This window comes from Ferdinandcohnia salidurans (assembly GCF_042680725.1).
Lineage (GTDB): Bacteria > Bacillota > Bacilli > Bacillales > Bacillaceae_L > Ferdinandcohnia > Ferdinandcohnia salidurans.
In genome coordinates, this window is record NZ_JBHUEK010000031.1 from 135,632 (window position 1) to 158,825 (window position 23,194).

Sequence of the window (23,194 nt, forward strand, 5' to 3'; positions counted from 1 at the left end):
CAACTCCCAATTACTTAAAATAATAGATTTTTTCTTTATATCTAGCATGACCACGTTATATTTGTTTTATACATTAGTAGTTTTATCAAAAAAGAAATTACAACATAAGGAGTACAATACTGCATTTGCAATGTAAAAGTATTGTTAATTTCTCTCATAACCTAAAAAAATGGGAACTTTTTCATCTATAATACGTAAGTAGTATTGTCGCATAATCCGGAAAACGGCGAACGAGATTCTACACGAGTGAATCTCACAAACTGATAGGGGGAAACAATGTGCAACCAGTTTTACAATTGAAAAATGTAAAAAAGACAATTGGTAAAAAAGAAATCATTAAGGGAATTTCCTTTGATGTATATCCAGGTGAAGTGTTCGGCTTTTTAGGGCCCAACGGTGCTGGTAAAACGACTACGATTCGAATGCTTGTAGGGCTTATGTCCATCACTGATGGTGAAGTTATGATAAAAGGAACAAATGTTGCCAAGAATTTTGAAGAAGCTGTAAGGCATATTGGCGGCATTGTTGAAAACCCGGAAATGTATAAGTTTTTAACGGGATATCAAAATCTAGTTCACTATGCACGGATGGTAAACGGTGTAACAAAAGAAAGAATTCTTGAGGTAACAAAGCTTGTTGGCCTTGAAAAAAGAATCAATGAGAAAGTTAAAACCTATTCCTTAGGAATGCGGCAGCGCTTAGGTATTGCTCAAGCATTATTGCACAGCCCTTCGATTTTGATTCTAGACGAACCAACAAATGGTCTAGATCCTGCTGGAATTCGTGAAGTTCGTGATTATATACGAAAGCTTGCTAGGGAAGAAGGATTAGCCGTAATTGTTTCCAGTCACTTGCTCTCTGAAATGGAAATGATGTGTGATCGAATCGGAATTATACAAGATGGTAGATTAGTGGGTGTACAAAAAGTCACTGAATTTATGAATGAAGAAACAAGCATTAGAGTCCATTTCCAAGTGGGTGATGTAGACAAAACACGATCTATTCTATCAGCGGAATACCCGGCACTTGAAATGATTCAAACCGAAAAGGGAATTGAACTCAACATTGAACATGAGATGATTCCGCAAATAAATGCTAGTCTTGTAAAAAATGAGATTCAGGTATTTGGAATCACACAACTTTCCAAATCACTAGAGGACCGATTCTTAGAAGTAACAGGAGGTAGCAGAATTGGCTAATATCGTGAAACTGATACAAAATGAAAATATGAAAATTTACCGTCGCATTTCTACTTGGATTATGCTTGTAATACTGATAGCTGTAGCCGTAGTAGTAGGAGTTGTAATGAATTCCACAGCATCAGATTCTGTTGATGAACAATGGAAACAAAACTTACAACAACAGAATGAAATGTATAAGACGGATTTAGCGAATGAAGACTTACCTGACATGGTAAAGGATATTTCAGAAAGAGAATTAACGATTAATGAATATCGACTCGAACATGATATTGCTCCGATGGAAACTAGGTCTACATGGAACTTTATGACGGTTGCTGCGGAAATTGTATCATTAATTACATTGTTTACCATAGTAGTTGGTGCTAGTAGTGTTGCCTCTGAATTTACATGGGGAACCATTAAATTATTATTAATACGACCTGTATCAAGAGCGAAGATTCTTCTGTCAAAATATTTAGCTACCATTTTGTTTGCGTTATTTTCTTTAGTCTTACTATTTGCAGTTTCATTTTTAGTAGGAAGTATATTCTTTGGTATCGGAGGCTCCACACCACACCTCGTTTATAGAGATGGTGCAGTACATGAGGTTCATATGGTTTCACATATTCTCGGGATTTTCGGATTAAAATCAATTAATTTAATCATGATGTCAACATTCGCATTTATGATTTCTACTATTTTTAGAAATAGTGGTCTAGCAATTGGTTTAGCAATCTTTTTAATGTTTGCAGGGGTAAATGTTACAGCTCTTCTGGCAACAAAGTTTGATTGGGCAAAATACATCCTATTCGCGAATACAGATCTATCTCAATATCTAACTGGATATGTTCTAGTCGAAGGAATGACGATGGCATTTTCAGTCATCATGTTAATTATTTATTTTGTTATATTCAATGCACTAACGTGGTTTGTCTTTACGAAACGTGACGTTGCTGCTTAATAAAAACAGGGGGAAGAAATAGCCTAGTCTATTTCTCCCCCTCTTTTTGTAATTGCTCAAGCCGATCATATACTTTAGCAAAATATTTTTCTTGTCCATTTTGTTTTGGCTTAAAGTATTTTCTGTTCTTTAATAGGTCTGGTAAGTATTGCTGCTGAACCCATCCATTAGGATAGTCATGTGGATATTTATAGCCAATTCCATGACCTAGTTCTTTTGCGCCGCTGTAATGGGCATCTCGCAGGTGATCTGGAATTTCTCCGATATTTCCCTTGCGAATATCTTCAATTGCTTTATCCAGTGATTTATAAGCACTATTTGTTTTGGGTGATAGACACTGTTCAATCACGACATTTGCTAGTGGAATACGTGCTTCAGGTAGTCCTAAACGTTCTACAGCCTGGCAAGCAGCAATCGTATGAGCCCCAACTTGAGGTGCAGCGATTGAAATATCTTCATAGGCAATTACGGTAAGCCGTCTGCAAATCGAAACTAAATCTCCACCTTCAATTAGTCTAGCTAAATAATGTAAAGCCGCATTTACATCACTACCCCGAATACTTTTTTGAAGGGAAGAGAGCAATGAATAGTGAAGATCGCCATCTTTATCATGAGAAAACCCCTTATTTTCTACGCATTCCTTAACAAGCTCTATGTCAACTTCAACCACTTCACTGTCTCTAGCTTTTGAGGCCATGACAACATCCTCTAACACATTCATAGCAGAACGTGCATCTCCTTTTGTGGATGATGAAATAAGATCAATTGCTTCTTCTGAAATCGAAATTTGCAAATCGCCGAGTCCACGTTCTGAATCCGCTAATGCACGTAGTATTAATTCTTTAATATTTTCTTTTGTTAATGGACGAAGCTCTTTAATCTGTCCACACCTGCTCCGAATCGCAGGGTTTACATCATGGAATGGGTTTTCCGTCGTTGCCCCGATTAATGATATCAAGCCTCTTTCAACATGTGGAAGCAAATAATCTTGCTGCGCTTTGTTAAAACGATGGACTTCATCAATGAAAAGAATTAATTTCCCTTCGGCTTTTGCGGTTGAAACCGCATCCTCTATATCCTTTTTCCCAGCCGTTGTTGCATTAATGGAGATAAAGGGCATATCAACCGTACCTGCAATCGCAGTTGCGATGGAAGTTTTACCAATTCCAGGTTCCCCATAAAGTAAGATGGAAGGTACATGTCCATTCATAATCATTTTATATAAAGCTGTATCTTTACCAATAATATGCTTTTGCCCAAGAATTTCTTCAATATGCTTGGGGCGCATTCGGTACGATAAAGGTGCTTCGATAAGTGATTCAAAAAGCAAAACATTCATCCCCTTAGCCAACAAAATCCTAATAGTTTTAATGTCTGTACATCAACTTTATCATACGTTTCGACCCGATAAAATACAAATACAATGCAATTTATGATATAATGTCGTGAGTTTAGACGAAATCGAAATAGCAAATAGAGAAAAGTTATGCAACAGTGGGAGACACAAGAGATGGAGTGAGGGAAATGAGAGCACAGAGTAGCTTTAGCCGCCACATTTTGAAGTGGTCTACTTTTTTTATTGGGATGTTAATTATGTCATTGGGAATAGTCATGATAATCAAAGCAGAGCTTGGGGCATCACCCTGGGATGTTTTGCATATAGGATTATTTAAACAAATTGGTCTTACTATTGGCTCATGGTCGATCATTGTCGGCTTTTTTGTTTTGTTCCTATCCTCATTATTATTAAAGCGACTGCCTCAAATTGGTGCTTTTTTAAATATGATATCAGTAGGTATTTTCATTGATATGTTCATGATGGCTCCGTTCCTTGTAACACCAGAAACTTTTATTGGGAAATTAATCATGTTGTTGATGGGACTACTTATTAACGGATATGGAATGGGAATTTATATATCAGCGAGTGTCGGTGCAGGTCCAAGGGACAGTCTGATGTTAGCACTAACCCAACTTTCTAATTGGAAAGTGCAATATATTCGTACAGGAATGGAAATTATTGTACTAACGATTGGTTGGTTGTTAGGAGGACCTGTTTTTATCGGAACTTTAATATATTGTGTAGGTATAGGCTATATCGCAGGGTTTGCGTTGCCACAATGTCAACGAATGCATGATGGGTTAAAACAGAAATTGGAGAAGACACCAATAGTTGAAGTGAATCATTTTAGTAATTAGGGGTGAAAGTGAATGAAAATATCAACAAAAGGAAGATATGGTCTGACAATCATGATTGAACTTGCAAAAAATCATGGAAAAGGACCGCTCTCCCTAAAATCAATTGCAGCAAAACACGAGCTTTCTGAACATTATCTTGAACAATTAATCTCACCTTTACGTAATGCAGGATTGGTGAAAAGTATTCGTGGAGCCTATGGTGGCTATGTATTAGGGGATGAACCTACAAAAATTACAGCAGGAGATGTCATACTCGTTCTTGAGGGACCCATTAGCCCTGTAGAAGTTTTGGAGGATGAAGAGCCAGCAAAACGGGAATTATGGATACGAATTCGAGATGCTGTAAAAGAAGTATTAGACGGAACTACACTCGAAGACCTTGCAAGCCATAGCGATGGAAACGATGCATATATGTTTTACATTTAAGGAAAACATGTCATAATAACGTTACTTTTTTAAAAAAGGAGGGCTGATTTGATGCAGCATATTTATTTAGATCATGCAGCTACATCGCCCATGCACCCTGATGTTGTAGAGAGTATGCTTCCCTTTATGACAGAGGCTTTTGGCAATCCGTCTAGCATTCATTTTTTTGGACGAAAAAGTCGTCATGCAGTTGATGAAGCAAGACAAACCATTGCCGGTACAATCAATGCAAAACCAAACGAGATTGTCTTTACAAGTGGAGGTACTGAGGCAGACAATTTAGCAATAATTGGAACTGCTATGAAGATGCAAGGAAAAGGCAAACACATCATTACGTCTGCTATCGAACATCACGCCGTACTTCATACTTGTGAACATCTGGAGAAACAAGGGTTTACAGTTACGTATTTACCAGTAAATGAGGCTGGACTCATTTCTGTCAAGGACATTGAAGCGGCACTAACTCCGGAAACGATCCTTGTGACAATTATGTTTGGCAATAATGAGGTAGGGGCCATACAACCGATTAAGGAAATTGGAGAACTTCTTCAGGATCATCAGGCAGTATTTCACACAGACGCGGTCCAAGCATATGGACTGGTTGATATAGATGTGAATCAATATAAAATTGACCTACTTTCCGTTTCAGCACATAAAATAAATGGCCCTAAGGGAACTGGTTTTTTATTTATGAGAGAGGGAAGAAAGTTAGCTCCTCTTCTATTTGGAGGAGAACAAGAAAAGAAACGTCGTGCAGGAACGGAAAATGTAGCGGGAATTGTTGGATTGCAAACTGCAGCACAGTTGGCGAAGAAAACAATGAGCGAAAAAAATGCTCTATACCAAGATTTCAAACAGGCTTTTGTTTCAGTTTTAAAAGAACAAGATATCTCGTTTGAAGTGAATGGTGAGCTAACGAAGTCTTTACCACATGTGTTAAATATCTATTTTCCTGGTACAAATGTCGAGTCTATGCTCGTTAACTTAGATTTAGCAGGAATAGCAGCTTCAAGTGGGTCAGCATGTACCGCTGGGTCCATTGACCCTTCACATGTGCTGGTTGCGATGTTTGGAAAGGATTCGGAGCGAATCGCTTCTTCTATCCGTTTTAGCTTCGGTATCGGTAATACAATCGAAGTTATAAAAACAGCAGCATTAGAAACAGCAAAAATCGTTTCACGATTAACAAAATAGGAGGTGGAAATATGAAAGATCCTAAAGATACCCGAGTTGTAGTAGGAATGTCTGGTGGAGTAGACTCATCAGTTGCAGCCCTTTTACTAAAAGAGCAAGGCTATGATGTAATCGGGATATTTATGAAAAACTGGGATGATACCGATGAGAATGGCGTATGTACTGCCACTGAGGATTATGAGGACGTAATTCGTGTCTGTAACCAGATCGGCATTCCTTACTACGCAGTCAATTTCGAAAAGCAGTATTGGGACAAAGTGTTTACCTACTTTTTGGACGAGTATAAAGCAGGCAGAACACCAAACCCAGATGTGATGTGTAATAAAGAAATCAAATTTAAAGCCTTTTTAGATCATGCTTTAACACTTGGTGCGGATTATCTCGCGACTGGTCACTACGCTCGTGTTGAATACAGAGACGGTGAATACAAGATGCTCCGTGGGGTAGATGAGAATAAGGACCAAACTTATTTCTTAAATCAACTTACACAGGAGCAGCTTTCAAAGGTCATGTTCCCAATCGGAAATATTGAAAAGTCAAAGGTGCGGGAGCTTGCAAAAGAAGCAAACCTTGCGACTGCCACTAAAAAAGATAGCACTGGGATTTGCTTTATCGGAGAACGTAATTTCAAAGAATTCTTAAGCAATTATTTACCTGCGCAAAAAGGAGATATGGTGACTTTTTCAGGTGAAGTAAAAGGGAAGCATGATGGCTTAATGTATTATACGATTGGTCAACGTCATGGCCTTGGAATTGGCGGAAGCGGAGAACCGTGGTTTGCAGTTGGAAAAGACCTTAAGAAAAATATTCTTTATGTTGACCAAGGTTTCCACAATGAGTTTCTATATTCAGATTCCATTTTAGCTACAAATGTTAGCTGGGTTTCGGATATGGAACCTGAAGAGGAAGTAAAATGCACAGCTAAATTCCGTTATCGTCAACCGGATAATGCAGTAACGGTTAAAAAGGTGGACGATAATACAGTTAAAGTCATTTTTGATGAGCCAATTCGTGCGGTAACACCAGGACAAGCAGTCGTTTTCTATAATGGGGACGAATGTCTCGGTGGTGCAACAATTGATAAAGTCTTTAAAAATGGAGAACGTCTAACATATGTTGGATGAAGAAACCTCAACTCTATATTTAGGGTTGGGGTTTTCCTGTGTTATAATATGAGTGCAAAAAAGTTGATTCTGGAGTTGAATATCATTGGATTTAAATAAACAAGGCATTGAATATATGCAAGAAGGTAAGTATGAAGAAGCAGCGAAATGCTTTTCACAAGCTATTGAAGAAAACCCGAAAGAGCCGGTTTACTATATTAACTTTGGCAATCTTCTAGCGGCTGTGGGTGACCCTGAGAGAGCGATTGCTTTTTTTACGAAAGCACTTGAGCTTGACGAGGAAGCGGGAACTGCTTATTACGGAATCGGTAACCTCCTTTACAACCAAGAAGATTTCTTAAAAGCAAAGGATATGTTTGAAAAAGCTCTAAAAGCAGGCTTGGAAAATAGTGATACATACTTTATGTTAGGTATGACTTTGATTCAACTAGGACAGCCAAAGTTAGCACTGCCATATATGAAGCGTGCAGTGGAATTAAACGAAAATGATGTGGATGCATTATTTCAATATGGCCTCTGCCTAGCGGGTGAATCAGTAATTGACGAAGCTATCAAAACGTTCCATACTGTAATTGAATTAGAGCCTAATCACTCAGATGCCTATTACAATCTAGGTGTAGCCTATGCTGGTTTTAAGAATGATTATGAAAAAGCACTCGAAATGTTTGAAAAAGCATTAGAAATTCAACCTGACCATATGCTTGCAGCAAACGGGAAAAAGATTGTAAGTGAAGCATTAAGTGAATAAATGAGGGGAGGGAATGCTTAATGGAACAACAGGAGTCTTTAGATTTATTTGATGAACAACGAAAATTTATGAAGGGAACTCACTTAGTGACGATCTTTCATAATGAGCAAAATTTATATTCTGTCGTTCGCATTAGACTTCAAGAAACAAATGAAGACTATAATGAAAAAGAAGCAGTTGTAACAGGGTATTTCCCTCGAATTCATGAAAATGAAACATACATCTTTTTTGGTCGCTTAAAGGAGCATCCACGGTTTGGCATCCAGTTCCATGTTGAACAATTTCAAAAAGAAATTCCACATACGAAACAAGGAATCGTCCAATACCTTTCAAGTGATCTTTTTAAAGGGATTGGGAAAAAGACAGCAGAAAAAATTGTAGAAAAACTTGGTGAAGGAGCCATTTCAAAAATCATCGCAAACCCTGATATCTTGCAGGAGGTTGATAAACTTCCAGCAGACAAGGCAAAAGAGATTTATGAAACACTACAAGAACACCAAGGTCTTGAACAAATCATGATTGGCCTCTCTCAATATGGATTTGGTCCTCAGCTTTCCATGCGGATTTATCAAGTCTATAAAGAGCAAACACTTGAAATTCTTCAACATAGTCCGTATAAGTTAGTCGAAGATATTGAAGGTATAGGTTTCGGTAGAGCAGACGAACTAGGACGCCAACTTGGGATTTCTGGAAATCACCCAGACCGAATTAAGGCTGGTTGCTTATACATACTTGAACAAGATTCTTTACAGGACGGACACGTTTACCTTTTTGTTGAGGATTTAATCATTCGTGTTCAGCAATTATTAGAACAAAGTAGCCGTGAAGAAATCATTGCTACAGATATTTCTAAGGAAATAATAAGTTTAACCGAGGAAAGTAAGCTTGTTATTGAAGAGGACAGGGTTTACCTACCTACTCTATATTTTTCTGAAAAAGGATTAATTACAAATATAAAACGAGTCATGGAACAGACTGAATACGAAAACCTATTCCCAGAGTCTGAATTTTTGCTAGCACTTGGTGAGTTAGAGGAAAGAATCAATGTCCAATACGCACCTTCGCAAAAAGATGCGATCCAAAAAGCGCTCATGTCTCCAATGCTTCTCTTAACAGGTGGTCCAGGTACGGGGAAAACAACCGTTATTAAGGGGATCGTTGAATTGTACGGAGAACTGCACGGCTGCTCCTTAGACCCAAAAGATTATAATTCCGAAAATCCTTTCCCAGTTTTATTAGTGGCCCCAACAGGGCGCGCCGCAAAAAGGATGACCGAATCAACTGGTCTTCCTGCCGTCACCATCCATCGACTTTTAGGATGGAACGGAGTCGAAGGATTTAGTCATGATGAGGATAATCCGATAAACGGCAAGCTGTTAATAGTTGATGAAGTTTCAATGGTCGATATTTGGATTGCACATCAGTTGTTTAAATCACTACCGGAGCATATCCAAGTAGTGCTAGTAGGGGATGAAGACCAGTTGCCTTCTGTTGGTCCTGGCCAGGTGTTAAAGGATTTATTGGCATCTGAAGTAGTACCAACTGTACGTTTAACTGATATTTATCGACAATCAGAAGGTTCGTCAATAATTGAATTGGCTCACGATATTAAAAAAGGCGCTCTACCACCTGATATTTCCGCACCTAAAAAGGATCGCTCTTTTTTAAAGTGTTACCAGAACCAGGTACTTGAGGTGGTTAAGCAGGTTTCGGATAATGCAAAAAAGAAGGGCTTTTCCGTTAAGGATATTCAGGTGTTGGCACCAATGTATCGCGGCCCTGCTGGGATTGACAGTTTAAATGTGATGCTGCAAGAGCTTTTTAATCCGCCCGTACACGGCAAGCGAGAATTAAAATATGGAGATATTGTTTACCGGCGTGGTGACAAGGTGCTTCAACTCGTCAATCAGCCTGAGAATAATGTGTTTAATGGCGATATTGGTGAAATTGAGTCAATCTTTTATGCAAAAGAAAACACAGAAAAACAGGACATGGTTGTTATTAATTTTGAAGGTAATGAAGTCACATATACAAAACAGGACTTAAACCAAATCACACATGCCTATTGCTGTTCGATTCACAAATCACAGGGTAGTGAATTCCCAATCGTCATTTTACCGATTGTTAAAGGTTATTATCGCATGCTACGTCGTAATTTAATTTACACAGCCATAACGAGAGCTAAAAACTTCCTAATTTTATGTGGCGAGGAAGATGCATTAAGGCAAGGTGTTCAACGTGCAAATGATACAAACCGTCAAACAACCTTATGCGATAAATTAAAAACAACTTTTGGTGCAATGGTGGAAGCTCCTATTCCTGTAGCAATACCTGAAGAGGCAAAATCCTATCAAGAGGTTATTTTCCAAACCGACCCAAATATTGGCATGGAGGGAATTACTCCATACGATTATATGGAAGTTGAATAAAAGCTGGGGATTCCAGCTTTTTTCTTTTGGAAACTCTTGTGCAGTATGACACCTTACCTGAAAGTGAATGATAAGTAATGTTCGGAAAGGTGGCGATTATCTTTGCGGACGTTCTCTCTACTCAAGGATTTACCGGTCTATGATGAAAAGTCTGCCGAAGAGCTCGGCCGAGTTTCAGACCTTTGTCTCACATCAGATGGCAAGGTAAATGCCCTGATTATGAAAGGAAAAGGACTATTTGAACGAAATCGAGTAGTCCCGATCGAAAGCATCTCCTCGATTGGAGATGATGGTGTCATGGTTTCGGACAGAACGCTATTGGAGCTTCTTGACAATGAAGCCGATACACCCACCTATTTTTTGCACACCCATCATGGATTATTCCGAAAGCCACTTTTGTCCTCAGAAGGTCAAAAATTAGGCTTACTTGAAGATGTATATTTTACAGAAGAAGTGGGCACTATTATAGGGTATGAAGTAACGGATGGCTTTTTTGCTGATATAACAGAAGGAAAAAAGGTAATCAAAACCAACGAACCTTTAAAAATCGGTGAAGATGTCATCGTCGTATCTATAAATTAGGAATTCCATGATGTGAGGTGTACCCTGTGAAGTGCCCAAACTGTAAAAGTAAAGATATCGGTAAAATTGGTGTTAACCAATATTACTGCTGGGGATGTTTTATCGAACTATCTGTTAACAAAGGACAAATATTCACACATCAGGTAGAGGAAGATGGCACACTCAGTTCGTTGGATGATCTGTTTGCTGAAGACGACAGAAGGATCAGTATGTAATCCTAAACAAGGAGTGAAGAGGATATGAATAAAACAATGACTTCTCTAATCACTATGGGTCTAGGTGCTGCGGCATACGGAATGATGCAAAGAACAGATGTTATGTCTGCCCGCAACATGAAAAAAATTCGCAAACGTATTACGAAAATGTTTTAAAATGTGATGAAATGGAAAAACCCCACGGATGTGGGGTTTTTTGGTATCTGTTTGGAGTAGTGTCCCTCAAAACTAAAGAAAGAGGTCCGAGCTTGGATAAAATTAGGAGTTAGGAACCGGCAAAGTGGAGAAAGAGGTTCGCGCCTGGATAAAATTAGGAGTAAGCAAACCTGCAAAGTAGAGAAAAAGGTCCACATCTGGATAAAATTAGGAGTAAGCAAACCGGCAAAGTGGAGAAAGAGGTCCGCACCTGGATAAAACTAGTAATCGCCATACCAGCTATAAGACTTTAATCAACCATCCCCAAAAATACCCACCCAAAACTGTCACGGACCACCTTTACTTCCTTTTATCCACATAATATGAGCCTCTACCAAATAATATCAAATCGAAATTCTTGGATAGTATTTTTTGTATTGTTTTTTTTGACCTTATAACCTTACACCAATTATAAATAACATCCACAGTTATTCGTTTTTCAGGAAAAAGGAACCTAAACTCCTCTACACTCCTAAGTATCGCTGATTCTTTGTCCTCCACAAAGCCACATTTATTACAAACCAAAGTTTGTCTATTTGTATCTTCATATTCCAAGCACCCACTCTTACAAACAATCCCCTTCTCCAACTCCTCATATGTGTAATCTGGCAGTCTCGAATAGGGATTCTTCGTTATATGCAATGAAGCCAATTTTTTAGCTAATTCTATATGACCCCCGGAAACCCCAGATGCCGCACCAGCATCTAGTTTTTTCAAAAAACGACCTAGTTGTGCATGGAATACATAGGGTCCATTAACCGGTGCCTCATATAAATAAAACTCTGGGTTGATGAATATTACATTAGATTCAACTGGTACATTGAACCTCAATTCCTGGAGGAGTTGCCGAAATAATGATTCGCTGCGGGAGGTTTGGATGAGAGGGTTTTTGATTTCTTTTCCATTCATTATGTGCAAGCGGCCATCTTTGATGTAATAGTCTCCTTCGTAGTTTTTTACTTCAAAGATGAATATTTTCTTTTGCGTGATAAGCAGGGAATCAATTTGGAATAGGGTGTTGTTCACTTTCAGGAGAAGGTCGTTTAATATGAGGTTTTCATTTGTGAGGCCTAAAAGCAACTGGTCAAACTGTTTTTCACCTAGCCAGCCTTTTTCGAGGGATACAAAATTGTTTTCGTCTTCTTCCGCTAGTTTCTTGTGGACTCGTAAAGAGCGTAGTAACTCTAGTTCAATGTTTTCACCACGTGGTTTAATAACTATAACCAATCTACCACATCCTTTCAGCTATATTTTACAAAACAATCTGTCTTTTTACAATATTTTCTGTTGCGTTCACAACCCGTATAAAACCGCATATACTCCAAAAACTACTAACAAGGGAGTGAATGAGATGAGTGAAAATAGAATCAAATGGATTTTCAGAATATCACTATTATTACTAGCGTTTTTAACTATTTATGTTTTTTTGAAATTGGCTCCAGTCTGGCTCCCGATTGTGTTACTCTTAAAAACATTTCTCGTTCCTTTTATTCTTTCTATTTTTATCGCTTACTTGCTGCATCCCATTATTGAAAAAATCAGCAATCGTGGAGTACCGAGATCACTAGCGATCTTACTCATCTATTTTGTTTTTTTCGGTGGGGTTGGTTTTGGTATATACAAAGGAATTCCGGTAATTCTTGCACAACTCAAGGACCTTGCTGAGAGCTTCCCAGAATTCAGTAAGACCTATAGAGTATGGTTAAAAGAAATTGAATCAGGTAGTTCACAGCTTCCTGCCTTTGTTCACTCACAGCTTGATGATTTGCTTAATTCGCTAGAAAATTATGTGGATTATCTACTTTCAAGGACAATTGAATTTTTGAAAGTATTGCTTAATTCCATTTTCATTATTGCTATTATTCCATTCATCGTTTTTTATTTGTTAAAGGACCACGACCAAATGATGAAAGCAGTTTGGTATATTACGCCTCGAAAACTTAGAAAAGCAGGTCAGCTTTTTTTTCGAGATGTTGATGAGTCATTGGGGAATTATATTAGAGGGCAACTGATTGTTTGTTTGCTTGTTGGAACAACAGCCTCAATCGCATTTTGGATCTCCGGTATGAAATATCCCTTATTATTTGGAAGCATAGTGGGCATAACGAATATCATCCCATACTTCGGTCCAATTATTGGTGCAATTCCAGCCGCCATTATTGCTGCAACGATTTCAATCAAGATGCTAATCATTGTTGTTCTTGTTGTGTTTGGACTTCAGTTTATCGAAGGAAACCTGCTTTCACCAATTATTGTCGGGAAAAGCTTACGCTTACATCCGATTGTAATTATTGCGGCGTTATTAGTAGGTGGAGAAGTAGGGGGAGTCGTGGGCCTGATTGTTGCTGTTCCGGTTGTGGCCATATTAAAGGTGTTTATCGTTCACGCGAAACAACATTTTACAGTTGCTCGAAAGGAACAATAACACATTGAACGCTGACGTTGACAAACATTTTTGACTTGAATATAATTGACAAGAAACTAGGTAATACATAATGTGACAATTTAATCACGATGAGTGAAAACTATGAAGGAATCAGTACGTTACAGTACCATCAAACCAGAGAGAAATTTCCAAGGCTGAGAGGAATTTCGGATGAAGGGTAACAGAAAGCTACTCCTGAGTGTAGGTAAACCTACCGGTGAATACCGTTATCAATATACGAAGGTGATGGGCACTATTTCTTTGTGTCCATAATCAGGGTGGTACCGCGAGCATACTCTCGTCCCTGTTTTTTAGGGGATTAGAGTATTTTTTTATGTCTAAAATGTAATTGGAGGTAATGAAATGAAACAGTTAACATCAGCTCAAGTTCGCCAAATGTTTTTGGATTTTTTCCAATCAAAGGGGCACGCAGTAGAACCAAGTGCTTCCTTAGTTCCACATGAAGATCCATCCTTACTATGGATCAATAGTGGTGTTGCTACTTTAAAAAAATATTTTGATGGACGTGTAATCCCTCAAAATCCAAGAATTTGTAATGCACAGAAATCAATTCGTACAAATGATATTGAAAATGTTGGAAAAACAGCACGCCACCATACTTTCTTTGAAATGCTAGGAAATTTCTCCATTGGTGATTACTTCAAAGAAGAATCAATTGAATGGGCATGGGAATTCTTAACAAGCAAAGATTGGATTGGTTTTGACCCAGAGAAGCTTTCTGTAACGATTCATCCTGAGGATGATGAAGCATTTGAGCTTTGGAATAAAAAGATTGGAATTCCTGAGGAACGAATCATTCGTCTTGAAGGAAACTTCTGGGATATCGGTGAAGGTCCAAGTGGTCCAAATACAGAAATCTTCTTTGACCGAGGCGAGGAATTTGGTAATGACCCAAATGATCCAGAATTATATCCAGGTGGAGAAAATGAACGTTATCTAGAAATATGGAACCTTGTGTTCTCACAATTTAACCATAACCCAGATGGTTCTTATACTCCACTTCCTAAAAAGAATATTGATACAGGGATGGGTCTTGAAAGAATGTGCTCTGTTATTCAAAACGTGCCTACAAACTTTGACACAGATCTTTTTATGCCGATTATTGAGGCAACTGAATCCATTTCAGGTGAAAAATATCGTCAATCAAAAGATAAGGATGAGGCATTTAAGGTTATTGCTGACCACATCCGTACAGTTACATTTGCAGTTGGAGATGGTGCGCTTCCTTCCAACGAAGGTCGTGGCTATGTAATCAGACGACTATTAAGACGCGCTGTACGTTATGCAAAACAAATATCCATCAACCGTCCGTTCATGTATGAACTCGTTCCAGTTGTAGGGGAGATCATGGTTGATTTTTATCCGGAAGTAAAAGAGAAGACTGAGTTTATACAGAAAGTCGTGAAAACAGAAGAGGAACGCTTCCACGAAACTTTACATGATGGACTAGCAATTCTATCAACTGTTATTCAAAAGGAAAAAGCAAAAGGCAGTGACACGATTCCTGGTGCAGATGTCTTCCGCTTATATGATACGTATGGTTTCCCTGTTGAACTAACAGAGGAATACGCAGAAGAAGAAGGTATGAAAGTCGACCACGATGGCTTTGAACGTGAAATGGAAAGTCAACGTGAAAGAGCAAGATCTGCTCGTCAAGATGTTGATTCCATGCAGGTCCAAAGCGGGGTTCTTGGTGAAATTAAAGTTGAGAGCACATTTGTTGGGTATGATGAACTTGAAGCCGAGTCAACCGTTCTTGTCATCGTAAAAGATGGAGAAATGGTCGAGAAAGCAAATGAAGGCGACGAAATTCAACTTATTTTAAACCAAACGCCTTTTTACGCTGAGAGTGGTGGACAAATCGCTGATGAAGGTACAATTGAAAACGACAATACAAAATTAGTTGTAAAAGACGTTCAAAAAGCGCCTAATGGACAAAACCTTCATCGAGTAGTTATTGAAAAAGGAAGTTTAACAAAAGGTGATAAGCTTCATGCGAAGGTTGACCAAGAGAATCGTGCTGGGGTTATTAAAAACCACACGGCGACTCACCTTTTACATCAAGCATTAAAAGATGTGCTCGGTGCACACGTAAACCAAGCGGGTTCACTTGTAACATCAAATCGTTTGCGTTTTGACTTCTCTCATTTTGGTCAAATTAAACAAGAAGAGATTGAGCAAATTGAAGCGATTGTGAATGAAAAAGTTTGGAGTAGCATCCCGGTTAATATTGACTATAAATCGCTAGCTGAGGCAAAAGTGATGGGAGCAATGGCTCTATTCGGTGAAAAATATGGCAACATCGTTCGTGTTGTTCAAGTTGGTGACTATAGTTTAGAGCTTTGTGGTGGATGTCATGTACCAAACACATCAACTATTGGGTTATTCAAAATAGTTTCTGAGTCCGGTATAGGTGCAGGTACACGTCGTATTGAAGCTGTAACAGGTGAAGCGGCATACCATGTAATCAATGATCAAGTGAAAATGCTGCAGGAAGTTGCTAACCTTTTAAAAACAAAGCCGGCAGAAGTTCCAAGTCGCATTGAAGCATTACAACATGAAATTCGTAATTTGCATCGTGAAAATGAATCACTTTCTGCGAAACTTGGCAATATAGAAGCTGGTAGCCTTGTTGAAAAAGCGAAAGAAATTAATGGAGCAACTGTTTTATATAGTAAGGTAAATGCCCAAGATATGAATAATCTTCGTGCAATGGTCGATGACTTAAAACAAAAGCTTGGCTCAGCTGTAATTGTCTTAGGTTCTGTTAACGAAGACAAGGTAAACTTAACGGCTGGTGTAACAAAAGACTTGATTGATAAAGGCTTCCATGCCGGAAAATTAATTAAGGAAGTAGCGACTCGTTGTGGCGGCGGCGGTGGTGGCCGACCTGATATGGCGCAAGCGGGTGGTAAAAATCCAGAACAGCTTGAATCTGCATTACAATTTGTAGAAGAATGGGTAAAAAATATATAAAAATACTTGTTCAAAAAGGAGGGTGAAAAGGACCGCGTCGACAAAAACGCCACGTCCTGTGGCATTGTCGACACTAGCACGTCCTGTGCGTCGAAAGTTCAAGGCGGTGCAGCTTTGAGTACCGGAGCGTATGCATTTTATACGTGAGGAACGGAGAAGCAAGCCAACGCAGAAATTTGATGTGTCATTTTCGACCGACTTTTTGAACTACCTCTAAAAAATGTGAATTTGTATCATTCTGTCTAAAGGAATGATACAAATTGTCACTTCTTGTTTCTATTTAGTTGTGATTAGTGTACAATGAGTGGTAAGATTTACATGTACGGATGCGGACACCAGAATCTAAAGAGTGAGGTGCAAAACTTGAGCTCATTTGATAAAACGATGAAATTCAACTTTCCAGAGGAACCAGTTGAAACCAATGTAAATGAAGTATTATTCAATGTTTATGATGCTCTTCAAGAAAAAGGATACAATCCAATCAATCAAATTGTAGGGTACTTGTTATCCGGAGATCCTGCATACATTCCACGTCATAATGACGCAAGGAATATCATCCGAAAGCTTGAACGAGATGAAATAATCGAGGAGTTAGTGAAGTCGTATTTAAAGATCCATCGTGAGGGGTAAAACGAATGAGGATTCTCGGTTTGGACGTCGGCTCAAAAACAGTCGGTGTCGCCGTCAGTGATGAAATGGGCTGGACTGCTCAAGGCATTGAAACAATCAAGATAAATGAAGAACGACAGCAGTTTGGATTGGAAAGACTTGGTGAAATTATCAAGGAATATGAAGTAGAGTCTGTCGTAATTGGTTTACCTAAGAATATGAATGGAACTATTGGACCACGTGGTGAAGCCAGTCAATATTATGCTGACATTGTACAAGAGAAATTTGGTTTGCCTGTTGTATTGTGGGACGAGCGTCTCTCAACAGTAGCAGCTGAACGTGTCCTATTATCAGCAGATGTAAGTCGAAAAAAGCGAAAGCAAGTCATCGATAAAATGGCTGCAGTCATGATCCTCCAGGGGTATCTAGATAGTAAAAATTAATGAGGTGGATTAACATGGAACATGGTGAAAAGCAAATAACAGTAATTGACGAGCAAGGAAATGAAATTCTTTGTGAGGTACTATTTACATTCGAATCAGATGAATTTGGAAAGTCATACGTCCTTTACTATCCTGTAAGTGATGAAAATGAAGATGATGAAGATATCGAAATTCATGCATCAAGCTTTAGCCCTTCTGAAGACGGTGAAGATGGTGAACTTAAACCAATTGAAACTGAAGAAGAATGGGACCTTGTCGAAGAAATGCTAAATACATTCCTTGATGAAGAAGGAGAAGAATAAAAACAGCCGCGAGCTGTTTTTTTTCTTTTTCTCCAACTTATGGCTTAAAAAATTCAAAAGATACTAAAAAAAGAACGAAATTTTTAGAAAAAACTGCAAAAATATAGTGAATTCTCCCTAAAATTGACGAATTAGATAAAAAAATGTAGTATAATAATTCGAGTGAGGGGAGGATTTTCGATATATGTCTGATAACGAATCGAAAAAGGATTTATATAAAAAGAATTTGCAAGAACGGCATAGAGAAGCCAAAACAATCCGTAAAATTGTGTTTATCGTATTTATCGTTATATTAGTAGTTTTATCTGGAATAATTGGCGGAGGCTATTTATATATAAAATCAGCACTTGAGCCTGTTGACCCTACAAATAAAGAACCAATCGAAGTAACTATACCAATTGGTTCGTCGCCAACAGCGATTGCAAGAATTCTTGAAGAAAATGATATTGTGAAACATGCAAAAGTTTTTCGTTACTACACAAAATTTAAAAATGAATCTGGTTTTCAGGCTGGCGAATATACATTTAACCAATCTATGAACTTTGATCAAATTATTGAAAGTCTGAAATCAGGAATCCTTATGGGAGAACCAGCATTTAAACTAGTGATACCAGAAGGAAAACAACTTGAAGAAATAGCAACAATTATTGCGGAGCAAACCGGTTATACCAAGGAAGAAATCATGGAAAAGGTAGACGATCCTACCTATGTCAAAGACTTGATTAGCAGGTTTCCAAATACATTATCGGAAGAAATTTTAAATAAAGATATTAAACATCCACTTGAAGGATATTTATTCCCAGCAACCTATCCATTTTATGAGAAAAAGCCTTCAATTGAATCCATCATCGAAACAATGCTAGAGCAAACAGATAAGATCCTAGTAAAATACGTTGGGCTAATGGAAGGGAACAGCTATATCGATTCTACTCATAAACTATTAACCATGGCGTCGTTAATAGAAGAAGAAGCAACGGCACAAACAGACCGTGAGCAAATTTCTAGCGTGTTTTATAATCGTCTGAATGATGGAATGCCACTTCAAACCGATCCTACTGTTCTTTATGCATTAGGAGAACATAAAAAACGTGTTCTATATGATCATCTTGAAGTGAACTCACCATACAACACATATAAAAACCAAGGTTTAACACCTGGACCCATTGCAAATGCAGGTGAATCATCCCTATCAGCGGCGTTAAACCCTGCCGAGACGGATTACCTATACTTCTTAGCAGCTCCAACAGGTGAAGTGTATTACTCCAAGACATTGGACGAGCATAATGCTAAAAAAGCACAGTATATAACCAATCAACAATAACTTACTAGGGAACCCAATATGGCGTTCCCTTTTTCTTTATGGTAAAATAAGTTGAAATTATTATCATACAAAAATAAAAAAGCAAAATTACTGCACTTTTAACCAATACCACCATACTGAAATGGAGGTTTTTTTCTTGTTATCAAGCAAAATAACCAATTATCTAGAAGGTCTATTTCCAAAACGAGACGAAATCATTGAAGAAATTGAACATTATGCAAAAGAAAACAATGTACCAATTATGGAACTAGTAGGCATTGAAACAATGCTTCAAATATTGCGTATTTCTGAGCCAAAGCAAATTTTAGAAATTGGAACGGCGATTGGCTATTCTGCTATTCGAATGGCTCAGGCACTTCCAAATACGAAAATTGTCACGATTGAAAGAGATCAAGAAAGATACGAAATAGCCATTGAAAATATTGAACGAACAGGGACCGGCTCACAAATTGAAGTGATTTTCGGTGATGCTCTTGACGCAGCTGAGGAAGTAAAGAAACATGGCGAATTTGATTGCATTTTTATCGATGCTGCTAAAGGGCAATATCGACATTTTTTTGACATCTATGAAAAATGCCTTTCAAAGGATGGTTTAATTGTTACGGATAATGTACTATTTAAAGGGCTTGTTGCAGAGGAACAAATTGAGAGTAAAAGAATAAGAAATCTCGTAACAAAAATTAAATCGTACAATGAATGGCTCCTCGCACACCCAGATTATCTGACTACTATCTTACCTGTTGGGGATGGGGTTGCATTAAGTAAAAGAAGAGGTGTAACAGAATGAAGAAACCAGAGTTACTGGTGACTCCTACAAGTGTAGAAGAAATTGAACCATTGATTAATGCTGGTGCTACAGCTTTTATTATAGGTGAACAACGATACGGTTTGCGTCTTGCTGGTGAATTTAACCGTGAGGAAATTGTAAAAGCGGTTGAGGTTGCTCATGCACATGACGCAAAAATATATGTTGCAATGAATGCCCTTTTCCATAATGAAAAGGTCCCTGAGTTAGGAGACTATGTTGCGTTTCTACGTGATAGCAATGTGGATGCGATTGTTTTTGGTGACCCTGCTGTACTGATGACTGTAAAAGAGGTAGCGCCAGAAATGAAACTTCACTGGAATACTGAAACAACAGCGACAAATTGGTATACATGCAATTACTGGGGCAGAAAAGGCGCAAAGCGTGCGGTTCTTGCTCGTGAGTTAAACATGGATGCAATTGTTGAAATAAAGGAAAATGCAGAAGTTGAAATTGAAGTTCAAATTCATGGAATGATGTGCATGTTCCAATCGAAGCGTTCATTAGTCGGAAACTATTTCGAATATCAAGGTAATGTTATGGAAGTTGAAAATCGTAAAAAAGAAAAAGATATGTTTCTATTTGATGAAGAACGCGGCAATAAATATCCTATTTTTGAAGATGAAAATGGCACTCATATCATGAGCCCGAACGATGTGTGTATTGTCGATGAATTAGAAGAAATGATTGATGCTGGTGTAGATAGCTTTAAAATTGAGGGGATTTTAAAATCAACAGAGTATCTGATTGAGGTTACAAAAGTCTATCGAAAAGCAATCGATTTATGTGTCGAAAATCGTGATGAGTATGAAGATATCAAGGATGACCTATTATCACAACTTGAAGAACTTCAACCCATGAATCGCCCACTAGATACAGGTTTCTATTTTAAAGAAACGGTTTACTAACTTTATTCATAAGAAGACTGAATAAAGTTAGAGCCTCCGGCGAAGACATGCGATTTTCAAAGGAAGTTTTTCGAGCAAAGGATCAAAGACTAAAATCGCCACGTCCTGTGGTAACGTCTTTGTGACCCACCTCGTGTGGGCCTAAAAAATCTGGGCGCAAATACGCCAAGGCGCATTTGATATAAGTAAGTGATAAAGGAGGAAATTGTATGACAGCAGTTGTGAAAGAGCCTATTTCAAAGATAGTAGACGGCAAACGTGTAATTGTTAAAAAGCCTGAATTGCTTGCTCCAGCAGGTAACCTTGAAAAACTAAAAATTGCTGTTCATTATGGCGCAGATGCTGTTTTTATCGGTGGTCAAGAATATGGACTGCGTTCAAATGCTGATAATTTCACATTAGAAGAAATCGCTGAAGGTGTGGAATTTGCAAAAAAATATGGTGCGAAAATCTATGTTACGACAAATATATTTGCTCATAATGAAAATATAGATGGATTAGATGAATACTTGGTCGGACTAGAAAGTGCTGGAGTATCTGGAATTATCGTTGCAGATCCCCTTATTATTGAAACATGCAAGCGAGTGGCTCCAAAGATGGAAGTACACTTAAGTACACAGCAATCACTTTCTAACTGGAAGGCTGTTCAATTCTGGAAAGAAGAAGGCCTAGAACGTGTTGTTTTAGCGCGTGAAACAAGTGCCGAAGAAATTAAAGAAATGAAGGAAAAAGTCGATATTGAAATCGAAACTTTTGTTCATGGTGCGATGTGTATTGCCTATTCTGGACGATGTACATTAAGTAATCATATGACAGCTCGTGATTCGAATCGTGGTGGTTGTTGCCAATCATGTAGATGGGATTACGAATTATTTAAATTGGATGAAAATGAAAATGAAGTAGCCCTATTTGGTGACAGTGATGCTCCATTTGCAATGAGTCCAAAAGACTTAAAGCTTATCGAATCGATTCCACGCATGATTGAATTAGGAATTGATAGCTTGAAAATTGAAGGACGAATGAAGTCAATTCACTATATTGCAACAGTAGTAAGTGTTTACCGTAAAGTGATCGATGCGTATAGTGCAAATCCGGATAATTTCGTCATAGATGAAGAGTGGCTTAAAGAGCTCGATAAATGTGCAAATCGTGAGACGGCTCCTGCCTTCTTTGAAGGGGTTCCTGGTGTATCAGAGCAAATGTATGGTACACATAGTAAAAAAACAACTTATGATTTTGCAGGTCTCGTGTTAGACTATGAAAAGGAATCAGGAATTGTAACGTTACAACAACGCAATTACTTTAAAAAGGGAGACCAGGTTGAATTTTTCGGCCCTGAAATTGACAACTTCACACAAACAGTTGAGACGATTTGGGATGAGGACGGAAACGAAATAGAAGCTGCGAAACATCCATTGCAAATTGTTTCGTTTAAAGTGGACAAGCCTGTTTATCCAAACAACATGATGCGAAAGGGGAAGTAAGATGAGCAGAAAGCCAATTGTCATTGGCATTGCTGGGGGCTCAGGATCTGGTAAAACAAGTGTTTCAAAAGCCATTTATGAGCATTTTAGAGGCCATTCAATCATGATGATTGAGCAGGATTCCTATTATAAAGATCAAAGTGATATACCTTTTGAAGATAGATTAAATACAAATTATGATCATCCACTGGCTTTTGATAATGATTTACTCATTGAACATATTAAAAATCTTCTTGAATATAAAGGTATAAGAAAACCAGTTTATGACTATAAATTTCATACAAGGTCTTCTGAAGTGATCAATGTTGAACCTAAAGATGTCATTATTTTAGAAGGAATTCTTGTTCTTGAGGATGAAAGATTACGCGATTTGATGGATATTAAACTATATGTTGACACGGACGCCGATATCCGAATCATCCGAAGAATGCTACGAGACATAAAAGACCGTGGCCGTACGTTAGAATCTGTTATCGAACAGTATGAAACAGTGGTTCGTCCAATGCATAATCAATTCGTTGAACCAACGAAGCGATATGCAGACATTATTATCCCCGAAGGTGGACAAAATCACGTTGCAATAGACTTAATGGTAACAAAAATTCAAACAATTCTTGAACAAAATGTCATTTTGTAATAACATAACAGA

Annotated in this window: 23 protein-coding genes and 1 other annotated feature; of the genes, 21 read left to right on the top strand and 2 right to left on the bottom strand. The window is 38.1% G+C overall.

The features are described from left to right. Positions 1-278: 278 nt before the first annotated feature. Together ACFSFW_RS21175 and ACFSFW_RS21180 are read left to right on the top strand one after the other, a co-directional pair. Positions 279-1,199, top strand: a complete 921-nt coding sequence (locus ACFSFW_RS21175; RefSeq protein ID WP_388041125.1) for an ABC transporter ATP-binding protein — start codon at positions 279-281, stop codon at positions 1,197-1,199. Beyond that, positions 1,192-2,142, top strand: coding sequence for an ABC transporter permease (locus ACFSFW_RS21180; RefSeq protein ID WP_388041127.1), 951 nt, complete (start codon positions 1,192-1,194; stop codon positions 2,140-2,142). The genes ACFSFW_RS21175 and ACFSFW_RS21180 overlap by 8 nt, the downstream gene beginning before the upstream one ends. 28 nt (positions 2,143-2,170) lie before the next feature. On the opposite strand, the gene ACFSFW_RS21185 is transcribed toward ACFSFW_RS21180, so the two are convergent. Then, on the bottom strand, positions 2,171-3,472 hold the full coding sequence (locus tag ACFSFW_RS21185; protein ID WP_388041129.1) for a replication-associated recombination protein A: 1,302 nt from the start codon (positions 3,470-3,472) through the stop codon (positions 2,171-2,173). 194 nt (positions 3,473-3,666) lie between these two features. Between ACFSFW_RS21185 and ACFSFW_RS21190 the strand changes: the two genes are divergently transcribed. The 9 genes from ACFSFW_RS21190 (at position 3,667) to ACFSFW_RS21230 (ending at position 11,212) form a co-directional block, all read left to right on the top strand. Beyond that, positions 3,667-4,338 carry a YczE/YyaS/YitT family protein gene (locus ACFSFW_RS21190; protein ID WP_388041131.1) on the top strand — a complete coding sequence of 224 codons (672 nt, stop codon included), beginning with the start codon at positions 3,667-3,669 and terminating at the stop codon, positions 4,336-4,338. A gap of 12 nt (positions 4,339-4,350) precedes the next feature. Beyond that, the gene (gene cymR / locus ACFSFW_RS21195; RefSeq protein WP_304217448.1) at positions 4,351-4,764 is read left to right on the top strand and encodes a cysteine metabolism transcriptional regulator CymR; all 414 of its coding nucleotides are present in this window, start codon (positions 4,351-4,353) and stop codon (positions 4,762-4,764) included. 51 nt (positions 4,765-4,815) lie between these two features. Further along, positions 4,816-5,958 (top strand): cysteine desulfurase family protein, encoded by a 1,143-nt coding sequence (locus ACFSFW_RS21200; protein ID WP_388041133.1) that lies wholly within the window; start codon positions 4,816-4,818, stop codon positions 5,956-5,958. Positions 5,959-5,969: 11 nt separating this feature from the next. Next, positions 5,970-7,082: a tRNA 2-thiouridine(34) synthase MnmA gene (mnmA, locus tag ACFSFW_RS21205; protein WP_304217442.1), complete on the top strand. Its 1,113-nt coding sequence runs from the start codon at positions 5,970-5,972 to the stop codon at positions 7,080-7,082. Positions 7,083-7,167: 85 nt separating this feature from the next. Further along, positions 7,168-7,830, top strand: a complete 663-nt coding sequence (locus tag ACFSFW_RS21210; protein WP_388041136.1) for a tetratricopeptide repeat protein — start codon at positions 7,168-7,170, stop codon at positions 7,828-7,830. 20 nt (positions 7,831-7,850) lie between these two features. Further along, positions 7,851-10,259: an SF1B family DNA helicase RecD2 gene (recD2, locus tag ACFSFW_RS21215; RefSeq protein WP_388041139.1), complete on the top strand. Its 2,409-nt coding sequence runs from the start codon at positions 7,851-7,853 to the stop codon at positions 10,257-10,259. Positions 10,260-10,361: 102 nt separating this feature from the next. Then, positions 10,362-10,841 carry a PRC-barrel domain-containing protein gene (locus ACFSFW_RS21220; protein ID WP_388041141.1) on the top strand — a complete coding sequence of 160 codons (480 nt, stop codon included), beginning with the start codon at positions 10,362-10,364 and terminating at the stop codon, positions 10,839-10,841. 26 nt (positions 10,842-10,867) lie between these two features. Then, entirely contained in the window at positions 10,868-11,056 is a 189-nt protein-coding gene (locus tag ACFSFW_RS21225) for a YrzR-like zinc ribbon domain (RefSeq protein WP_010678234.1), read from the top strand. A 24-nt stretch (positions 11,057-11,080) separates the two neighbouring features. Next, on the top strand, positions 11,081-11,212 hold the full coding sequence (locus ACFSFW_RS21230; RefSeq protein WP_388041144.1) for a YrzQ family protein: 132 nt from the start codon (positions 11,081-11,083) through the stop codon (positions 11,210-11,212). Between the two features lie 339 nt (positions 11,213-11,551). Here the strand turns inward: ACFSFW_RS21230 and ACFSFW_RS21235 are convergent, their stop codons facing one another. After that, positions 11,552-12,478, bottom strand: a complete 927-nt coding sequence (locus tag ACFSFW_RS21235) for a nuclease-related domain-containing protein (protein ID WP_388041147.1) — start codon at positions 12,476-12,478, stop codon at positions 11,552-11,554. 124 nt (positions 12,479-12,602) lie between these two features. Here ACFSFW_RS21235 and ACFSFW_RS21240 point away from each other — a divergent pair, with 124 nt between their 5' ends. From ACFSFW_RS21240 to udk, 10 genes are all read left to right on the top strand, one after another. Then, positions 12,603-13,676, top strand: a complete 1,074-nt coding sequence (locus ACFSFW_RS21240) for an AI-2E family transporter (RefSeq protein WP_388041148.1) — start codon at positions 12,603-12,605, stop codon at positions 13,674-13,676. Positions 13,677-13,769: 93 nt separating this feature from the next. Next, positions 13,770-13,985, top strand: a binding site (T-box leader). Positions 13,986-14,039: 54 nt separating this feature from the next. Next, positions 14,040-16,673: an alanine--tRNA ligase gene (alaS, locus tag ACFSFW_RS21245; protein WP_388041151.1), complete on the top strand. Its 2,634-nt coding sequence runs from the start codon at positions 14,040-14,042 to the stop codon at positions 16,671-16,673. A gap of 363 nt (positions 16,674-17,036) precedes the next feature. Then, on the top strand, positions 17,037-17,303 hold the full coding sequence (locus tag ACFSFW_RS21250; RefSeq protein ID WP_010678229.1) for an IreB family regulatory phosphoprotein: 267 nt from the start codon (positions 17,037-17,039) through the stop codon (positions 17,301-17,303). A gap of 5 nt (positions 17,304-17,308) precedes the next feature. Continuing rightward, positions 17,309-17,725 (top strand): Holliday junction resolvase RuvX, encoded by a 417-nt coding sequence (gene ruvX / locus ACFSFW_RS21255; RefSeq protein ID WP_388041154.1) that lies wholly within the window; start codon positions 17,309-17,311, stop codon positions 17,723-17,725. Between the two features lie 14 nt (positions 17,726-17,739). After that, the gene (locus tag ACFSFW_RS21260; protein ID WP_099362006.1) at positions 17,740-18,027 is read left to right on the top strand and encodes a DUF1292 domain-containing protein; all 288 of its coding nucleotides are present in this window, start codon (positions 17,740-17,742) and stop codon (positions 18,025-18,027) included. 184 nt (positions 18,028-18,211) lie between these two features. Then, positions 18,212-19,348, top strand: a complete 1,137-nt coding sequence (gene mltG, locus ACFSFW_RS21265; RefSeq protein ID WP_388041157.1) for an endolytic transglycosylase MltG — start codon at positions 18,212-18,214, stop codon at positions 19,346-19,348. Positions 19,349-19,484: 136 nt separating this feature from the next. Next, on the top strand, positions 19,485-20,135 hold the full coding sequence (locus tag ACFSFW_RS21270; RefSeq protein WP_388041160.1) for an O-methyltransferase: 651 nt from the start codon (positions 19,485-19,487) through the stop codon (positions 20,133-20,135). Then, on the top strand, positions 20,132-21,061 hold the full coding sequence (locus tag ACFSFW_RS21275; protein WP_388041162.1) for a peptidase U32 family protein: 930 nt from the start codon (positions 20,132-20,134) through the stop codon (positions 21,059-21,061). Before ACFSFW_RS21270 ends, ACFSFW_RS21275 begins: the two co-directional genes overlap by 4 nt. A gap of 209 nt (positions 21,062-21,270) precedes the next feature. Then, on the top strand, positions 21,271-22,545 hold the full coding sequence (locus tag ACFSFW_RS21280; RefSeq protein WP_388041165.1) for a peptidase U32 family protein: 1,275 nt from the start codon (positions 21,271-21,273) through the stop codon (positions 22,543-22,545). A 1-nt stretch (position 22,546) separates the two neighbouring features. Then, positions 22,547-23,182 (top strand): uridine kinase, encoded by a 636-nt coding sequence (gene udk / locus ACFSFW_RS21285; protein WP_304217406.1) that lies wholly within the window; start codon positions 22,547-22,549, stop codon positions 23,180-23,182. The last annotated feature ends 12 nt before the right edge of the window (positions 23,183-23,194 follow it).

Excerpts from the sequence above, each read along its gene's own strand:
- ACFSFW_RS21190 (WP_388041131.1), top strand. The coding sequence starts at position 3,667 with ATGAGAGCACAGAGTAGCTTTAGCCGCCACATTTTGAAGTGGTCTACT.
- cymR (WP_304217448.1), top strand. The coding sequence starts at position 4,351 with ATGAAAATATCAACAAAAGGAAGATATGGTCTGACAATCATGATTGAA.
- ACFSFW_RS21200 (WP_388041133.1), top strand. The coding sequence starts at position 4,816 with ATGCAGCATATTTATTTAGATCATGCAGCTACATCGCCCATGCACCCT.
- mnmA (WP_304217442.1), top strand. The coding sequence starts at position 5,970 with ATGAAAGATCCTAAAGATACCCGAGTTGTAGTAGGAATGTCTGGTGGA.
- recD2 (WP_388041139.1), top strand. The coding sequence starts at position 7,851 with ATGGAACAACAGGAGTCTTTAGATTTATTTGATGAACAACGAAAATTT.
- ACFSFW_RS21230 (WP_388041144.1), top strand. The coding sequence starts at position 11,081 with ATGAATAAAACAATGACTTCTCTAATCACTATGGGTCTAGGTGCTGCG.
- ACFSFW_RS21240 (WP_388041148.1), top strand. The coding sequence starts at position 12,603 with ATGAGTGAAAATAGAATCAAATGGATTTTCAGAATATCACTATTATTA.
- alaS (WP_388041151.1), top strand. The coding sequence starts at position 14,040 with ATGAAACAGTTAACATCAGCTCAAGTTCGCCAAATGTTTTTGGATTTT.
- ruvX (WP_388041154.1), top strand. The coding sequence starts at position 17,309 with ATGAGGATTCTCGGTTTGGACGTCGGCTCAAAAACAGTCGGTGTCGCC.
- ACFSFW_RS21260 (WP_099362006.1), top strand. The coding sequence starts at position 17,740 with ATGGAACATGGTGAAAAGCAAATAACAGTAATTGACGAGCAAGGAAAT.
- mltG (WP_388041157.1), top strand. The coding sequence starts at position 18,212 with ATGTCTGATAACGAATCGAAAAAGGATTTATATAAAAAGAATTTGCAA.
- ACFSFW_RS21275 (WP_388041162.1), top strand. The coding sequence starts at position 20,132 with ATGAAGAAACCAGAGTTACTGGTGACTCCTACAAGTGTAGAAGAAATT.
- ACFSFW_RS21280 (WP_388041165.1), top strand. The coding sequence starts at position 21,271 with ATGACAGCAGTTGTGAAAGAGCCTATTTCAAAGATAGTAGACGGCAAA.
- udk (WP_304217406.1), top strand. The coding sequence starts at position 22,547 with ATGAGCAGAAAGCCAATTGTCATTGGCATTGCTGGGGGCTCAGGATCT.